Origin of the sequence: Pseudomonas sp. SC3(2021), from assembly GCF_019856535.1 — a bacterium.
Classification (GTDB): domain Bacteria; phylum Pseudomonadota; class Gammaproteobacteria; order Pseudomonadales; family Pseudomonadaceae; genus Aquipseudomonas; species Aquipseudomonas monsensis.
Map to the genome: position 1 here is coordinate 2,977,859 of NZ_CP082236.1, position 17,753 is coordinate 2,995,611.

9 protein-coding genes and 1 pseudogene are annotated in these 17,753 nt (G+C 60.0%); 4 read left to right on the forward strand and 6 right to left on the reverse strand.

Translation table 11 applies throughout. The annotated features are described in order from the left end of the window. Nucleotides 1–19 precede the first annotated feature (19 nt). The 4 genes and pseudogenes from K5Y35_RS13320 to K5Y35_RS13335 all read right to left on the reverse strand — a co-directional run bounded on the left by K5Y35_RS13320 (nucleotide 20) and on the right by K5Y35_RS13335 (nucleotide 9,838). Complete coding sequence (locus tag K5Y35_RS13320) at nucleotides 20–5,131, reverse strand: dermonecrotic toxin domain-containing protein (protein WP_222834368.1); 5,112 nt, start codon at nucleotides 5,129–5,131, stop codon at nucleotides 20–22. 192 nt (nucleotides 5,132–5,323) lie between these two features. After that, a complete protein-coding gene (locus K5Y35_RS13325) occupies nucleotides 5,324–8,467 on the reverse strand; it encodes a biosynthetic peptidoglycan transglycosylase (RefSeq protein WP_222834369.1) in 3,144 nt (1,047 codons plus the stop codon). A gap of 314 nt (nucleotides 8,468–8,781) precedes the next feature. Continuing rightward, nucleotides 8,782–9,039 (reverse strand): annotated as a pseudogene (locus K5Y35_RS13330) (REP-associated tyrosine transposase); the annotation flags it as partial. A 340-nt stretch (nucleotides 9,040–9,379) separates the two neighbouring features. Then, nucleotides 9,380–9,838, reverse strand: a complete 459-nt coding sequence (locus tag K5Y35_RS13335; protein ID WP_222834457.1) for an REP-associated tyrosine transposase — start codon at nucleotides 9,836–9,838, stop codon at nucleotides 9,380–9,382. A 663-nt stretch (nucleotides 9,839–10,501) separates the two neighbouring features. On the opposite strand from K5Y35_RS13335, the gene K5Y35_RS13340 reads away from it, so the two are divergent. From K5Y35_RS13340 to K5Y35_RS13350, 3 genes are all read left to right on the forward strand, one after another. Next, nucleotides 10,502–11,923: an amino acid permease gene (locus K5Y35_RS13340; protein ID WP_222834371.1), complete on the forward strand. Its 1,422-nt coding sequence runs from the start codon at nucleotides 10,502–10,504 to the stop codon at nucleotides 11,921–11,923. A 236-nt stretch (nucleotides 11,924–12,159) separates the two neighbouring features. Further along, complete coding sequence (locus K5Y35_RS13345) at nucleotides 12,160–12,522, forward strand: polysaccharide synthesis protein GtrA (RefSeq protein WP_222834372.1); 363 nt, start codon at nucleotides 12,160–12,162, stop codon at nucleotides 12,520–12,522. Then, complete coding sequence (locus tag K5Y35_RS13350; RefSeq protein WP_222834373.1) at nucleotides 12,519–14,033, forward strand: glycosyltransferase family 39 protein; 1,515 nt, start codon at nucleotides 12,519–12,521, stop codon at nucleotides 14,031–14,033. The genes K5Y35_RS13345 and K5Y35_RS13350 overlap by 4 nt, the downstream gene beginning before the upstream one ends. Nucleotides 14,034–14,065: 32 nt before the next feature. Here the strand turns inward: K5Y35_RS13350 and K5Y35_RS13355 are convergent, their stop codons facing one another. Next, nucleotides 14,066–15,685 (reverse strand): FMN-binding glutamate synthase family protein, encoded by a 1,620-nt coding sequence (locus K5Y35_RS13355; RefSeq protein WP_222834374.1) that lies wholly within the window; start codon nucleotides 15,683–15,685, stop codon nucleotides 14,066–14,068. 158 nt (nucleotides 15,686–15,843) lie between these two features. Beyond that, nucleotides 15,844–16,644, reverse strand: a complete 801-nt coding sequence (locus tag K5Y35_RS13360; RefSeq protein WP_222834375.1) for a helix-turn-helix transcriptional regulator — start codon at nucleotides 16,642–16,644, stop codon at nucleotides 15,844–15,846. 124 nt (nucleotides 16,645–16,768) lie between these two features. On the opposite strand from K5Y35_RS13360, the gene K5Y35_RS13365 reads away from it, so the two are divergent. After that, entirely contained in the window at nucleotides 16,769–17,590 is an 822-nt protein-coding gene (locus K5Y35_RS13365) for a carbon-nitrogen hydrolase family protein (RefSeq protein ID WP_222834376.1), read from the forward strand. Nucleotides 17,591–17,753 lie beyond the last annotated feature (163 nt).

The window sequence follows — 17,753 nt, forward strand, 5'->3', positions numbered from 1 at the left end:
GGCCGGTTCACGGTGTGGTTCAGAGGCCGGCCCGGGCCAGGGCTTCGCGGGTCAACTGGCGGGACAGGTCGTTGCGGGAGTAGGCGATGTCGCTCAAACAGGCATCGTAACTTGCCTGACTCATGGCTTCGCCACTGAAGATGCCCTTCTGGTCGAGCCCCAGATCATTCGCCAGTGTCGTCATCCTTTTCGCCAGTGGGTTCAGTCGCGCCACATCGGTTTCTTTCGCCCATTGCGCTTGCGCATCACGTAGCTCATCGAGCCATGACAGCTTGTCCACTGCCAGTTGGTCGCTGGCGGTATAGCGATCCGGATGGGTCGTGCGCAAACGGCGCTCCCAGAACGGATCGCTGTCCAGTTCGATCATGGCGTTGACCAGCCCGTCGCCTTCCTCACGCTTGATGATCGTGTCATGGGCGGCATTGATTTTCTGCTGATTCACCCCCGAGCGAGGCTGATACAGCATGCCGTCGGATTGCCAGGGCAAATCAAGGCGCTGGGCCAGTCCGGTCTCGTACGCCAGATGAACTTCCACTTCGTCCGGCGCGAGATAGTTCGGGTTAGTCAGATTCTGCTGCGTCTGTAGTCTGACTTCTTCTCTGGCGGCCTCGCTGACGTGCTGCAGCCGGGCAGCACTGCGGGCCAGGCGCACCAGGCGGGTGTCCAGCTCCTCTGGCGTGTGCGACTCTTCGTAGGCTTTGGACACCAGCACTTTCATGCCCAGGGAGTTGAACAGCTGGGCACCGAGATCCCCGCAATCGTCCGGTGACACAATCTGTTTGAACAACTTTTCGCGCAGTGGCGTATCAAGTGCTGCGGCTTCGATCATGTCCCAGACCCGCTTGGTCAGACGGCGCCGGGAGCGCTCGTCGCGGTAATCCTTGCTCAGGCGTTGATGGCGGATGACACTGAAAAAACCTTCAGATTCGGGTTCCGCCCTCAGGTCATGCCAAGACTCCTCGCGGTACTTCTGGAATGCTTGCGACGGGCCGAAAGCCTGGCGATCGTCGGGAAATTGTTGCCAATAGCGGAGCTCGTCAGCGGCGGCCGGCTCGAAAACTTGCTGGCGCGCGAAACCCGTGGATTGGCGGTAGCCTTCCAGTCGGGCGACGTCATCGGCGGCCAATCTGGACCGATCGAAGCGTGCCCGGCTGAGAATGAAGGCCTGCACGGATCCCGGGGTGACTTCGGGCAGATGCCTGATCGGGGTGTCGCGCATGTCCAGCAGGAATCGCCGTGGGCGGGGTTTGTCCTGCGCACCGACCTTGAACAACCCCTCGGGCCAGTCTTCGAGCCGAGTGTTGGCCAGACTCAATTCGTGCAACCGATTCATCTGCCCGACATCGGGCGCACGACGCAAGGGATTGCCGTTCAGATTGAGGGTTTCCAGTCGGGTCAGTTCGCTGATGCTCTCGGGAGAGGCAATATTGTTGTCGGCCAGATCCAGGTCGCGCAGTTCTCGCATCCGGCCGATGGCGGGTGGCATGTCTGTCAGTGCGCACTGGCGGGCGCTGAGTTGGTGCAGGTGCGGGAAGCTGTCCAGCAAGCCGTCGGCACCGGCGGAAAAACGCGCGTTGTCGAGTTTCAACGCACGGATCCGGGCAAGGTGCAGGTCGATTCCGGGACGCTGGCGCAGTTTCTGCCAGTGGCGATCCAGATTCGGACCGGGAAAATCAGAGGACAGGTCCAGTGTGTAGCCCTGGTCAGGGTGGCTGCTGCGCTCACCGAAAATCTTGCCTTCGCGCTTGAAGCAGTCCATCAACGCGTCCTCGATTTTCTTCCCGCCGTTGCGCAAGTAGTCCGTTGATACGCCTGGGATGGGTTCTCCGGAGTTGTCCAGCTCGGGTGGATAGCTGTCTCGCCAGCTTTGCAGGGTCTTGCGCAAATGCTCAAGGTCGCTTTCCAGTCGTGTGATGGCTGCGCCGGGATCACCTTTGTTTTGCAAGGCACTGAGAAAGGCTTTCAGCTCTCGCTCATTCATTTTCGGGTACAGCTTCTGGAGCCGCTCTTCAGGGGTACTTTCTCTCCAGAAGCGCGGCCAGCCACGCAGCAGGATCTGGGTTTCCAGGGGCACCACCGGACGAATCGGTGGCTGCGCAAGCAAGGTGCGCCGTTCGGCGGGGGGGGCGGATTTTTCCATGATCCAGTCTTTCAACAACCGGCCTTGATTACGGGTGTAGCCCAGTGCCGTGCGTTGTTGATCGGGCAGGGCGTTGAGCAGGGCGCGAAAAAAATCACCCGGGTCATGCAGGGAGCGGCCGTTACCGTCCAGCACTTCGTACTGACCGAACTGATGCCTGATCAGTTGTCGCACCATGACGGCATCCTGTGGCCCGGCACTGCAGCGCAACGGTCCGTCACGGGTGCCGTCGCGCACTTCGATGCGCAGCTCGGAAAACGTGTCGCTGTAAAATCTGAGGGTATTCAACGCCAGCCGCTCGGTGTCCGGCAGCATCTTTTCGTCGTGGTAAAAGCCGTCGTAGGCGCGGGCGGTGGCGGCTTCGAAATCCAGTTCCCGGGCTCGTGCCTTGAGGCCCAGGGGTAGATGCGATTCGTCGGCAATACGCCGCAGGTCGGTGGCCCTGGCCTGGCTCAGGAGCTTTTCGGCCAGCGGCAGCGGCAAATCAGGAAAGCGCCGTCGCAGCACGCGGACGTCGACTTTCTTGGAGCGTTCACCGAAGCGATACAGGTACTCGGACACTTCGCCCTGACGCTGCCGGACGGCATCGGCCAGCACGTTGCGCAATGCCTGGGGACGCTCGGCGGCGGGCACGTCACGACCGAGGAGTTTATGCATTTCGGTGTCATCGAGAAAGGTCACGAGGCGTTCGGGCAACCGGCCGGCAACGAGGTCGTGGTGGCTGATGGTCAGGGTATCGGCGTCGGTTGCACCGGGGTTGCCGTACTTGTGCGTGGGGCCGTTCCATTGCAGCGGATCATGTTCGACTTGAATGGCCCGCTCCGGCGGCCAGCCGGGTATCGCGGTGGCGATGGTTTCAAACCAGGCGGATTGCGGATCAATGGGCTGGCCGGTGCGAATACGCTCGATGGCGATCTGCGTGTTGTCATACGCGGTGAAGCGATTGATCGCATCGGCCAACAGGGGCGGCGGCGGGCTGTGGTCGCTGTGCATCCGGCGCAGTTCCTGGTGTTCGGTGCCACTGCTGATGCGGATCTGTTCCAGTTGCGCAGGCGAAAAACGCTCGACCTTATAACCCATGCGCTGCATCAGACGGATGTCCGACCATTCGCTCGGATGCTCGGCTTCGTGCAGCCATGCGCCGTGTTCGTTATGTTCCAGGGTCGGTCGATAGGCGTTGACGCGATCGGGATGTTTGATCCGGTGGGTGCGCGACTCCGGGTGCGGCGAGGCTTTTTCGATGCGGTAGAGCTTGCCCTCCAGCGGCAGGAGGCTGTCGCTGCCTTGTTGATGCAGGCCATGGTTGTCGGGTTGCGCAGTGGCCGGCAGGTTGAGTCTTTTCTGTTCATAAGGCGCCAGGTCCGGATGCCACAGCGCCGGTTTGCCGTCAGGCAACCGCACCGGTTTCATGCCTTCTACCAGCGGCGACAGTTTGATCTTGAAGACCTCACCGATCTGCGCCCCGGCGCTGAATGCCGCCAGTTGAATCAGGTCGGTCACCACGCCGATCACATGCTCGGCCACTTCCTGCCAGAGGCCTTCGGCCAGATCCACCAGGCCTTCGACGACTTCGGTGGTGAGCTGATAGGCCGTGTAGGCCATCATCAATTCACCCAGCCCGGGGACGAACGGGGTAGCGATCATCAGCGCAACATTGAAGATGTCGGACACGATTTTCTTGAAGTTGTCCCACCAGGCCCAGCGTGCGTTGCTGTCGGTGTCGGCGGTGGAGACGGCGATTTCCCGGCCGTCGTTGAGGATTTTGTTGAGCTTTTGCTGGTAGGCGTGGCGCCAGTAATCGCCCTGCAATTTCACCCTGCCGAACTGCAGGTTGGGGTTGTCCCGCGGGTCCTTGCGCCACGCCGGCCGCTGGTCGGTCGGATCCTGACGCGGGTGATACCTGACAATGAACAGGCGTTGCTCAAGCTCGGCAAGGAAGAGCCCGCGCTGCTGGTGGTCGACGAACTGACTGAAGAACTGGCGGTAGGTCAGTTGGGTCGACTCGCTGTATCGGTCCTCGCGAAACTGGCGCACCAATTCATCGCGGAAGGCTTTCAGAGAGCTGTACTCCTTGAGCGGGTGATCCGGGTCGTGGGGAATGTAGACGATCAGGCGTCGAATCCCGCGGCTGTCCGATACTGTGTGTGTCAGCACCAGGACCCCGGTCAGCCGGGTGCCGAGCAGCGACAGGTCAGAGCACTGCATCGAGCGGCCATTGAGCAGCAGTTGCGGTTTGTCGCCGGCCAGGCTCAAGAGCATTTTGTAGGCGTCGTACTGGATATCTTCCTTGATCAGCGCCACATGCGCGGCGACGGCGAGGGCGTCCTTCTGACTCTCGTTCACCTTGTACTGCAGCACGCTCTCGGCCAGCGGTTCGCCGGGCAGCAGGTAGCTTTCCAGGTGTTTTTTGAACTGTGCACCGATATCCAGATCGCGGCACAGCGTCTGAAACTGGCTGATGGGCATGGCGCTTTTGATCGGCACGATATCGAACAGACCACGTTCATCGGGCCGGCTGATGTAGTCAGAGCCATGACCGACCGTTTCACTGCTGGCAAAGTTGTGCAGGGCGGCATCCAGCAGTGAGACGGTGTGGGTCACAATGCCGCCGGAAGTATCAATGGCGTACCACGGCTGTTCCTTGGGCAGGTACAGGCGCAGAAAGGTGTTTTTGACGTCCGGCTCGATGCCGTGCCGCTCCTTGATTCTGGCCTTGAGCAGAGGCTCGGCAAAGGCATAGAGATCGGTTTTCGCCAGCAGGTGGTCAACCTGATTCTGTGAATCCCAGGCCTTGAGGTTGGCCGCATCGAGTTTGCTCAGATACGCCGAAGGCGCATCGGTGTACCAGGATTCAACTTTCAGCGGCGTGGCTGCCAGCGCGAGAACCCGGTTGGCGGTGGCGATTTTGAAGGTGTTGTTGACGGCGGACTTGATGAATTCGTAGTGCCGTCCTTTGTCCGCGTTTTCCGCAGGCAGGGCAGAGAGAGACATGGCCAATCATCCTTGATTGTTGAGGAGTGATCAGCCTACTCAGGGCAGGGCAAAACAAAAGTTCAAAGATCGGGAGGCAAACCGCGTTGCGGGTCACCAACCCGACAAAAATTCGAATCTGAAAAATACATAGATACCACCCGCCGGAACGAAAATTCGTCACCCTGATGCAGAAAAGGCCGACATGATTTGTTACCTCGCCGTAGGGTGCGGCGCCTCGAGCATCGCCACGCTGGCAGTCTGCGTCGGTTTGCATTGTGAGTCGCTGCCTGGTTGCAGATACGGCGTCAGAATCGGCGCCATGCCCTTGAGCACCTGCACTGGCAGGGCCGAGGTGAACTTGAAGTTCTCCGCCGAGCGCCCCGGAACGAACGCGGTGAGGGTGCCGAAATGGTGCTCGCCGATGTAGAAAACGAACGTCGCCGTACGGTTGATCGACTTCGAACTGAGGATGCGTCCGCCCGAACCAATGGCTTCGATGCGGTTGTCACCGGTACCCGTTTTGCCACCCATGGCCAGTGGGCTGCCATCAGGCAGTTTGAAACTGCCGGAAACACGTTTTGCCGTACCGGCGTCCACCACTTGCGACAGCGCCTCGCGCATGGCGTTGGCGACCTCGGATGGCATCACCCGCTTGCCCACATGCGGGTCATTGACCAGTTGTGTTTCGTAGGGCGTGCCGGCGGCGAAATGCAGGCTGTCGATGCGCAGGGTCGGCATGCGCACGCCGTCATTGAGGATGGTGCCGATCAACTCGGCCAGTGCCGCCGGGCGGTCACCTGAGCTGCCGATGGCGGTGGCCAGCGACGGCACCAGATGATCGAACGGGTAGCCGACCTTCTGCCAGCGCTGATGAATCTCAAGGAACGCTTCGATCTCGAGCATGGTGCGAATACGGCTGTCGCGGGCACCCTTGTGCTTGCTCTTGAACAGCCAGCTGTAGACTTCCTGGCGTTCGAAATGACTGGCCTTGACGATCTCGCTGAAGGTCGCATCCGGGTGCTTCAACAGGTAGCCCATCATCCACAGGTCCAGTGGATGGACCTTGGCGATGAAGCCTTGATCGGGCAAATCGAAACTGCCGGGACCGTAGGCATCGTAGAGGCGGATCAGGCGATCGTCAGTGAGTTTTTCAGTGAGCTTGGCGCCTTTGAGGTGTGAGCGCACGAACGTGTTGAAATCTTCCTGGCTGGCATCGGGCAGCAGGTAGCGATGCACGGCGGCCATGCGGATCGGCGTCGGGCGCATGCTGTCGAGGAAGGTGTCGAGACGCGCCTGAGTGTCTTTGTTTTTGTATTTTTTCCAGAACTTGAGCAGGAACGCCGTGCCTTCGCGATCGGCGAAATTCGCCAGGTATTCCTGCCGGCGCGGGTCACGATCATCCTTGAGCAATTCGGCACTGCTGTTGGGCCCCGAATAAGTGACATAGCGCACCACATCGCGCATCAGGCGAATGAACGGCAGGTTGATCGATTCGCGCAGGGCATCGCGCAGGGTCGGCATGCGGCCATTGTCTTCCTTGCGAAAGTTGTGGAACACATGCAGGCCGCCGCCAGTGAAAAACGCCTCGCCGGGGCTGGCCGAGTATTTGCGATCAAGGGCTGCGCCGAGCATCTTCGACAGGTCGTGGTCCTTGTTCTGGATCAGGTACTCGATAACCCACTGGCTCAGGCGATCCTGGTCGGGGACGTCGACTTTCTTCAGTTCCGGCACGCTCATGGCGCCGTACTTGTCGTGCAGTTCGGCGATGATTTGCAGGTAAGTGGTGAGCACGCGCATTTTTGCCGTCGAGCCCAGTTCGAGTTTGCTGCCTTCGTTGATGTCGAAGGGCTGATCGGTGCTGTCGGTTTGCACACGCACGCGCGAGCCGTCGGGGGTCAGTTCGAACAGGGTGAAGCTGTAGCGCACCTGAGTGGTGCTGGTCGGTGTCAGCAGGCGCTCACCGAGCAGACCGATTTCGCCGGCGTAAGTCGGGTCGGCGAGCTTCTTCAGGTAGGCGGTGGCCTGGGTTTGCAGATCGCCCTGCAAGGTGCTGGTGGCCGACAGGTCGAGGCGGTCGAGGTCGTACAGCGGACGATTGAGCATGCTCGCCAGACGGCTGCGAGCGACGCTGATGCCTTTGTTGGTTTCGATGGGCTGGATCGTCGGCTGGGTCTGCCAGTCGCGATAGCTGACCTTGCTGGCAAGCGCGGCATCGGCCAGGGCACTGTCGATCACGCCGTTCTGCTTAAGCAGGCGCAAGTGGCTGTCGGTGAGGTCGGCCAGCTCTTCGCGACCCTTGTTCAGGTAACGCGACGGGCGGCGCTGGGCGATCATCAGCGACAGCATCTCGCGCAGGGCCAGGCCTTTGTCGGCCATGGTTTTCGGATCGGTGGCCGGGCTGTTCAACTGTTCGTTGGCCTGGTTGAAATCACTGCCGTACCAGACTCGCAGGCCTTCGGCCATGCCATGCACTTCACCGTGCCCGGGCACCGCCGACAACGGCACGCTGTTGAGGTAATCGCGCACGATGTTCTGACGGGCTGCAAGGGTTTCAGGGCCGGATTGATAGGCGCGCACGCTGGCGGAAATCATCTGGCGGATCTTTTCCGCACCGGACACCGTCAAGCCGTCGGGCGAGTGACGGTACTTCTCCAGTTGCGTGGCCAGGGTACTGCCGCCCGCCGATTGCCCGGGCAAGTGCAGCAACTTCGCCACCTGCGACCACGCCGCCATGCCGAAGCGCGGCCAGTCCACCGCCGGGTTCGCCAGTGGCTGTTTGGGGTCGAGCAGAAAGCGGTTTTCGATGAACAGCAGGCTGTTGACCACCACCGGCGGGATGGACTCGAAGCTTGCATAAAGTTGTTGCGGATAGTTGTACCTGTACAGCGGCGCGGCCCGGCAATCGGTAATCGACAGCCCGGCCTGGATCTTTTCGGAATAGGGCACGAACAGGCCTTTGTCGGTATAGCTGAGCAGCGCCGGAGAAAAGCGTGCCTGCTCGGTGATGACGTAGTTGCGCTTGAGCAGGCGCGGCAGGAATTCATCGAGGGCGCTGTAGCCCAGACGCAGGTCGAACGGACCGTTGCCCGGATAACGAATGGCTTCGCTGGGCCCCGGCTCCAGGGTGTAGGTCAGCCCGGCGGCATACTGGCTGAGCTCCCGGGCCTGGAACCGCGAGGTGCGCATCTCTTTGGATGCAGCCAGGCCCACGACTATCGCGATAATCACCAGCAACAACCAGAAAGCCTTCCAGCCATGCCGGTTGCGGCGTGGTTTTCCAGGGACAGGCGCTTCATCCACACTTTCAGTCGGAACCACGGCTTTACTCGAATCGGTTTGCCACAAAGCGCCCATAGTCGATTGATCCATTCACGCAGATTGATCGGACTTGTCTGAAGCTTAGACGGTGGTTGGCGCTGGTGAATAAATTGTGGGGGCTGTGGGGAGGGGAATGGTCTGAACAAAACTGAAGCGAATGATGCGATGGGAATCAGTCTGATGGTGTGTGGCGAGGGGATTTATCCCCGCTGGGCCGCGAAGCGGCCCCAAATCCATGCACTGATATTCACCTGCACAACCGTGTGTTCATGGATTACGACTGCTGCGCAGCCGAACGGGGATAAATCCCCTCGCCACAATGAGTCGCAGTGCAGCAGGAACTGTTCCGTTCAGATCCAGCAGGCATCCCAGAGCGGATAGTCGCCCATCTTCTCGACCAGCCCGGCACGCAGGGGGTTGGCAATGATATAGCGGGCGAAGGGCTTCAAGTCCTCGCCGTCACGAATGGCGCGGTCATAGTAGCCGGTTTGCCACAATGGCCCACGTCGTCCCGTCTTTTGATTGACGGCTTGAGTGCAGCGCGCCTTGACACTGCCAACGACTTCGCCAAGTGAGCCGTGTTGCAGCTGCATCAACCAATGGAAATTGGGGTTTGACTGGCACGTCGGCATCCTTGCATTCGTTCATCGGATTTCCCAAGGCTAGTGCCTGAAGGCTCGATTGGTGGCTGCAATGGCTGCGTGAAATTTCTGAATCGGGTGAAGTCTCAGCGGCTGAAGAGTTCATATGAGATGAAGGATTTGTCTCAACTGAAGCGGAGATCTGTGGCGAGGGGATTTATCCCCGTTGGGCCGCGAAGCGGCCCCAAATCCATGCACTGATATTCACCTGCACAACCGCGTGTTCAGGGATTACGACTGCTGCGCAGCCGAACGGGAATAAATCCCCTCGCCACAATGAGTCGCAGTGCAGCAGGAACTGTTCCGTTCAGATCCAGCAGGCATCCCAGAGCGGATAGTCGCCCATCCTCTCTACCAGCCCGGCACGCAGGGGGTTGGCAATGATATAGCGGGCGAATGGCTTCAAGTCCTCGCCGTCACGAATGGCGCGGTCATGGTAGCCGGTTTGCCACAATGGCCCACGTCGTCCCGTCTTTTGATTGACGGCTTGAGTGCAGCGCGCCTTGACACTGCCAACGACTTCGCCAAGTGAGCCGTGTTGCAGTTGCATCAACCAATGGAAATGGTCAGGCATCACAACCCAGGCGATGGACTCCACGACCCTTTGTTCATGCGCCCGACGCAGTTCTGCAACCAATAATCGGCCTGTCTGCCAGTCTGAAAATACGGGTTGGCGTTTGTGCACAACCGAGGTGATGAGGTAGGCGCGACCGTTTTCTGAGCATCGACCTTGGCGCAGGCGGTGGGATTGGGGTTTGACTGGCACGCTGGCATCCTTGCATTCGTTCATCGGATTTCCCAAGGCTAGTGCCTGAAGGCTCGATTGGTGGCTGCAATGGCTGCGTGAAATTTCTGAATCGGGTGAAGTCTCAGCGGCTGAAGAGTTCATATGAGATGAAGGATTTGTCTCAACTGAAGCGGGGATCTGTGGCGAGGGGATTTATCCCCGCTGGGCCGCGAAGCGGCCCCAAATCCAGCACTGATATTCACCTGCACAACCGCGTGTTCGGCTTTTACGACTGCTGCGCAGCCGAACGGGGATAAATCCCCTCGCCACACGGGGGAGGCTTCAGGACCATTGAGCTAGAGAGCTCGGTAGATCAAATGCGGTAAGGCAGGGGCATGACGCTGCACCATTGCTGTGCAATACTCGGCGCCATTTTTAGTGACGGATTTTCCGGCGTCGAGCAGGGAATGCCTCTCCGCAAACCGGGCTTTTGCCGAGAGTTGTCGCTAAATGTTGTGGTTTATAGAGTGAAAACACCTGCCCAAGGCTTTTTATACTGCACGCCCCGCTGATCTTGCAGGTTTTGTCCTACAAGACGCGTTTGCCCACGAGGCAGGCGCGGTTTCATACAAGCCAGGGCCTATCGGCCGACGCTTCGACACTCGGTGGTCATATCCAATAACAAGACGAGGTTGCACCCCTATGCCAGTTGGCAATCACCTGCCTCACGGCGAAACCGCTCAGGGCGGTCCGCTCAAACGCGAACTCGGCGAACGGCATATTCGCCTGATGGCGCTCGGTGCCTGTATCGGCGTCGGTCTGTTCCTGGGTTCGGCCAAGGCCATTGAAATGGCCGGCCCGGCAATCATGCTGTCCTACATTCTCGGCGGTCTGGCGATCCTGGTGATCATGCGCGCCCTCGGCGAAATGGCCGTGCACAACCCGGTGGCCGGTTCGTTCAGCCGCTACGCCCAGGACTATCTCGGTCCACTGGCAGGTTTTCTGACCGGCTGGAACTACTGGTTCCTGTGGCTGGTGACCTGCGTTGCGGAAATCACTGCCGTCGCCGTGTACATGGGCATCTGGTTCCCCGATGTGCCGCGCTGGATCTGGGCCCTCGCGGCACTGCTCAGCATGGGCTTGATCAACCTGATCGCGGTCAAGGCCTTCGGTGAATTCGAGTTCTGGTTCGCCCTGATCAAAATTGTCACCATCATCGCTATGGTGATCGGTGGCGTCGGCATCATTGCCTTCGGTTTTGGTAACGACGGCGTGGCGCTGGGGATTTCCAACCTGTGGGCCCACGGTGGCTTCATGCCCAACGGCGTGACCGGGGTGCTGATGTCCCTGCAGATGGTCATGTTCGCCTACCTCGGTGTCGAGATGATCGGCCTGACTGCCGGTGAAGCGCGCAACCCGCAGAAGACCATCCCGAACGCAATCGGCTCGGTGTTCTGGCGCATTCTGCTGTTCTACGTCGGCGCGCTGTTCGTGATCCTGTCGATCTACCCGTGGAACGAAATCGGCACCCAGGGCAGCCCCTTCGTGATGACCTTCGAACGCCTGGGCATCAAAACCGCTGCCGGCATCATCAACTTCGTGGTGATCACCGCCGCGCTGTCGTCGTGCAACGGCGGCATCTTCAGCACCGGGCGCATGCTCTACAGCCTGGCGCAAAACGGTCAGGCCCCGGCCGGTTTCGCCAAGACGTCGAACAACGGTGTGCCGCGCCGTGCGTTGCTGCTGTCGATCGGCGCGTTGCTGTTGGGCGTGCTGCTCAACTACCTGGTGCCGGAAAAAGTCTTTGTCTGGGTGACCTCGATCGCCACCTTCGGTGCGATCTGGACCTGGGTGATGATCCTGCTGGCGCAACTGAAATTCCGCAAAGGCCTGAGCGCCAGCGAGCGCGCCGGCCTGAAATACAAGATGTGGCTATATCCGGTCAGCTCGTACTTCGCCCTGGCTTTCCTGGTGCTGGTGGTCGGCCTGATGGCGTACTTCCCGGATACGCGCGTGGCGCTGTATGTGGGGCCAGCGTTCCTGATGCTGCTGACAGTGTTGTTCTACGTGTTCAAGTTGCAGCCGACCGGTGAGCCGCAGGGCGCGGTACGTTCGGTGTCGTAAACCTGCCACCTGAAATGCCCGAAACCCCGGTCCAATGGCCGGGGTTTTTGCAGGCTGGCGCCATCAATCCGTTTTTCATGCACGCCGCCCGGTGTTCATGGCCACTGTTTTGTAGAGGAAGGAATGCCCGTTCGTCGGGATAGTGCCGCCACCTGTAATTTCTGACAGTAGACCGGTCACCCCGTCCTGCCCTAGCTTGAAACCTCGGCAAGCGAGTCAAGGGCAAGGAGCACGGAATGAAAGGATTCTCTGCATTGATGGTGATCGGCATCGCCGATGGATTGATCCATTGGCAGATTTTCTTCGTCCTGTGCAGCGCCGCCGGTTTGTCGCAGGCCGCCAGCAACTTTGCCGCGTTCTGCGTGGCAGCGGCGTTCTCGTTTTACGTGAACATGCTGTACACCCTGGACAGACGAACGTCGGTGTTCGCTTACCTGTTGTTTATCGTTGTGATGGGCGTGCTCAGTTTTGCGATTGGCATGCTTGCGGATACGCGCGATCTGCCGGGATTGCTGACGGTGGCGGTGTTCACGTCGGTCAATTTGTTGTTGGGGTACTGTTTTTTCAGGTTAGTGCTGTTTCGCAGGCATCAGTCATGAGCGCGTTCGAACAGCTGCCTGCCTTCAAAGGCTGGGAAGGTACAAAGCACATCCATCGTCTTGTGCTGTTGACGTGCCTGGTACTGGCGTTGAGCGTTCGGTTCTACTCGATCGATTTGAATCCGATCTGGTACGACGAGGCGTTCGGTATCCGGGTTGCGCGCCAAGCACCCGCGCAGATTCTGGCCCTTGCGGGCAAGGATAATCACCCACCGCTCTACTACCTGATCCTGCATTACTGGATTCATTGGTTCGGTGACAGCGCGGGGGCTGTCAGGTCGTTGGGGGTATTGGCCGATATCGGTGCCATGGTGCTTGCCCTGAAACTCTTGAGCCTGGTCGCGACGTCGGCAGCGACCCGCATTGCCGCATTGTTGCTGGCACTGCTACCGAGCAGCGTGCAGGTAAGCCAGGACGTCCGAATGTACCCGCTGCTTGCCCTGTGGTTGATGGCTGCCACGGTCGCCCTGGTCTGCTGGAGCCAGATGCCGCAACACAAACGTTATCCGTTGCTGTATGTGCTGCTGATGTCCATGGCGATGTACACGCACTACTTCGCGGCATTGTGTGTCTTGACACATTGGGTGTTCTGGTCACAGGCATGGGCTCGCAAGGCCACGGGTATTTCGTTGCAGGGCTGGCTCACAGCCAATGGTGCCGTTGTGGCGCTTTTCCTGCCATGGGTGCCCGTTTTGCTTGAGCAAGTTGCCATGAAACCCGATTTCGGATGGATACCGGTGATGAGCCTGGAATCGGCGATGGAGTTGATTTCGCAGTTATCGTTCGGTGCAACATCGGCGGACAACCTGACAGAGTGGCAACTGTGGCCGGCCATGGTGGTGGTAGCCTGTGCCGTGGTGGTTGTCTTGAGGGATCGCAGCAATGCTCGTTATGGCGGCTTGCTGGTGGCGTATTTTTTCGTTCCGCTGACCGCGCTGATGTCGCTGTCTGTGTTCAAGTCGACGCTGGTTTTCAGATATTTTTACTTCGCGGCCCTGGGCATGCCGTTGATCGTCGCTGTCGCGCTTGAGGCCGGGTGGCAGCGCAATCGAAAGCTGGTCATTGTCGTACTGTTCGCGCTTGTCATTCATGAGATACAGGTTTTGGTGGCCATGACGCGCATAGATCCTCTTGCGCCTCATACCGATGTTCTGGCCGCTGGTCTGCAAGCGCAAAGCCGGCCGGGCGACGAGATTGTGGTCGGTGACATGCTTTGGTATTTGCCGCTGGATTACTACCTGAAAGCAGGTAGCGTCCCAAGGATGTATACCGGAAGGTTCGCCGGGAAAAGCTGGGGATACCCGAATTACGGCGTATGGGCACTTATGCCTCAACCGCTTCAATTGTATGTGCGGGATGACGAAGCGCTCCTTCATCTCACTGCCAAGAGGGTCTGGTGGATTACCGAAAGGCTGAATGTCGAGGATATCTCCCGCATTTCTCCGCGATGGAAAAGACAGGGGACGATTGACGGCGGTGCGATCGAAGCCCGCCTGTATATTCAAGAATGAAGGCCAGTCTTGCGGGACTGGCCCTGCATGGTTCAGGCCGCCGCCACTTCCTGCGGTTCAAAACTGTCCGCCCGCGCCATCTGCCACATCCGCGAATAGAACTCGCCGTTCACTTCCCCGGTGAGCAACTCGCCGGGTTTGAGGAACACATGCAATTGCGAAAACAGTTTGATTTCAGTCGCTGACATGCGTCGCACCAGGTGCTTGGCCGACAGTTGCGACGGATGCTCAAGACCGGCAGCGGCAAGCATTTCCGCCAGCGCCTTGAGCGTATTGCGGTGGAAGTTGTAGACGCGCTGGGCCTTGTCCGGCACCACCAGTGCGCGTTGGCGCAAGGCGTCCTGAGTCGCCACGCCGGTCGGGCATTTGTTGGTGTGGCAGCTTTGCGACTGGATGCAGCCGATGGCGAACATGAAGCCGCGCGCGGAGTTGGCCCAGTCGGCGCCGATGGCCAGCACGCTGGCGATGTCGAAGGCGCTGACGATCTTGCCGCTGGCGCCGAGTTTGATCTTGTCGCGCAGGTTCAGGCCCACAAGGGTGTTGTGCACAAACAGCAGGCCTTCGCGCATCGGCACGCCGATGTGGTCGGTGAACTCCACTGGCGCGGCGCCGGTGCCGCCTTCCTTGCCATCGACGACGATGAAGTCCGGCAGGATGCCGGTTTCCAGCATGGCCTTGGCGATGCCCATGAACTCCCATGGATGACCGAGGCAGAACTTGAAGCCCACCGGTTTGCCGCCGGACAGTTCACGCAATTGCTGGATGAACTGCATCAGCTCGATGGGTGTGGAAAACGCGCTGTGGCGTGACGGCGAGATGCAGTCTTCGCCCATCTGGATGCCGCGGGTGTCAGCGATTTCCTGGGTGACCTTGTGTTTGGGCAGGATCCCGCCGTGGCCCGGTTTGGCGCCCTGGCTCATCTTGATTTCGATCATCCGCACTTGCGGGTTTTGCGCCTGGGCGGCGAAGCGTTCCGGGTCGAAGCGGCCGTCGCTGGTGCGGCAACCGAAGTAGCCGCTGCCCAGTTCCCAGGTCAGGTCGCCGCCGTGTTCACGGTGATAGGGGCTGATGCTGCCTTCGCCGGTGTCGTGGGCGAAGTTGCCGAGTTTCGCGCCCTGATTCAACGCCCGGATGGCGTTGGCGCTGAGCGAGCCGAAGCTCATCGCCGAGATGTTGAACACCGAGGCCGAATACGGCTGCGTGCACTGCGGGCCGCCGACGGTGACGCGGAAACTGCTCGGGTCGCTCAACGGCGCCGGGCGCATCGAATGGCCGATGAATTCGAAACCCGATTGATAGACATCAATCAGCGTGCCGAACGGTTTGTCGGCGGTTTCGTTTTTCGCTCGCGAGTACACCAGCGAACGTTGTGCGCGGGAGAAGGGCAGGGCGTCGCTGTCGGACTCCAGCAGGTACTGGCGGATTTCCGGGCGGATGCCTTCGACCAGATAGCGGATGTTGCCCAGGATCGGGTAGTTGCGGCGGACTGCATGGGGGCTCTGCAGCAGATCGAACAGACCGAGCAGGCTCAGCACGCCGGTGACGGCGGTGATCGGCCACAGCCAGTCGTGGTCGAGAAAAGGCAGGCTGGCGAGGGTGAAGATCACGCAGCCGGCAAAGAAGGCGTAGCGGCTCAGGAGTGACAGGCTCATACGGTTTCCCTGGTTCGGACTCGGAATAATCAGCGCCGCAGTTCCTTGTGGGAGCGAGCTTGCTCGCGAATACGGTGGATCAGCCAACATGAATGTTGGATGTGATGGCCCCTTCGCGAGCAAGCTCGCTCTCACAAAAAAGCGTAAATCGCGCTGTTTCAGGCGTTCTGCGCCTGGAGAAAAATCGAAAACAGCTCCGACTGGGATTTGATCCCCAGCTTGCTGTACATGTGTTTCTTATGGACTTTCACGGTTTCTACAGAGATTTCCAGCTTACGGGCGATTTCTTTACTGGAGCAACCGCTGAGCATCAAACGCCCCACGTCCAGTTCCCGGGCAGTCAGTTGCGCGCCCTTGAGTTGTTGCACCGAGGCCTCCAGTTGCACCCGCCAGTCGACCGGTGCAGGTGTTACAGCGAGGGCCACGGTTTCGTTGATTTCGTAAGGCAGGCGCTGACGCAACAGGCCCAGTACCCACGGCTGGATCAATGACAGCAAAGCGATCTGCTCGCCAGTGAAACGTTTTTCACTGCCCAGTGACAGGCACAGCGTGCGTTCGCCTTCGAGCTGGCAATTGAACTGGATTTCGTCGGCGACCACATTCAGACGAAAGTATCGCTGGTAATACTCGGTCAGTTCGAAATGCTCCGGCGCCACCTCGGACAGGCGATACAGCCCGTTGCGCGATTGTTCGCGACAGGCGATGTAGAACGGGTCGAGCCGGTACAGACCGCGCAGGTAATCCTGAAACAACTGATCGGGACTGCCGTCTTCGCCGGGGCATTCGGCGAAGACCTGCGGGTGCCGGTCGGCGCTGAACAGCAGCGCGACCCAGCTATCGAACGCCACGTACTGGTCGAGCAGACGCACCAGTTGCGCCCAGAAGTTCGGCTTGTCGAGTGCGTCGATCAATTGCCCGACGGCGCGGTGCCAGGTGATGTCATCAAACGAAACGGACATGGACTACCCCTATCGGGTTACCCCGGCCGCGTGATTCCCTGGCCGGTCGCTTGCTGCGCATACTGGCCCACCGACAGCCACCGGGCAATCTTTCCGCGCCCGGCCACGACTACAAGGACTCGCGATGAAAGTCGAACTCGCCCAACTGGCGGGCCGTGACAACGACACGGCATACAACCTCGAACGTGCCCTCGCGGCGATCGCCGCGTGCGCCGCCGATACGCAACTGATCGTCTTCCCGGAAACCCACCTGATGGGCTTCCCGAGCGCCGACACCGTGGCGCAAATCGCCGAGCCGGTGGACGGCCCGACCATCAGCGCCGTGCTGGCCGCCGCCCGCGAACGCAATGTCGCGGTGGTGATCGGCATGGCCGAGCACGACAACGGGCACTTCTACAACACCACGTTGCTGCTCACCCCCGAAGGCATCGCCCTGAAATACCGCAAGACCCACCTGTGGGCCTCCGATCGCGGCGTGTTCGAGGCGGGCGATCGTTATGCCACGTGCGAGTGGAATGGCGTACGTGTCGGCCTGCTGATCTGCTACGACATCGAGTTCCCCGAGTCTGCCCGTGCGCTGGCGCAACTCGGCGCCGAGTTGCTGATCGTGACCAACGGCAACATGGACCCGTATGCCCCGACCCACCGCACCGCCATCATGGCGCGCGCCCAGGAGAATCAGGCGTTCGCGCTGATGGTCAACCGGGTCGAGGCCGGCGATGACGGTTTGATGTTTGCCGGCGGCAGCGCGTTGGTCGATCCACTGGGGACAATGCTGTTCGAAGCGGGGCGCGAAGCCGGGACGTTCAGCGTTGAACTGGATGTCGCGCAACTGGAGATTGCGCGCAAGGATTACCGCTATCTGGATGATCAGCGCTTGAAGCTGCCGGGGGAGGTGGTGGAGCGGAGCGATGGTGTTCGCCAATTGTTGATTCCACACCGCTAACCGCGGCCCTCACCCTAGCCACTCCCGGTGGGAGAGGGGACTGACCGAGTGGGTTGTTCAAGGTGCGCCGACCTGAAGGATCGAGTCGAATTCAGGTTTCTGAATCTGCGAATTCAAGCTGTGCTCAGGACTTGAACCCAGGGAGTTCTGCCCCCCTAAGCCC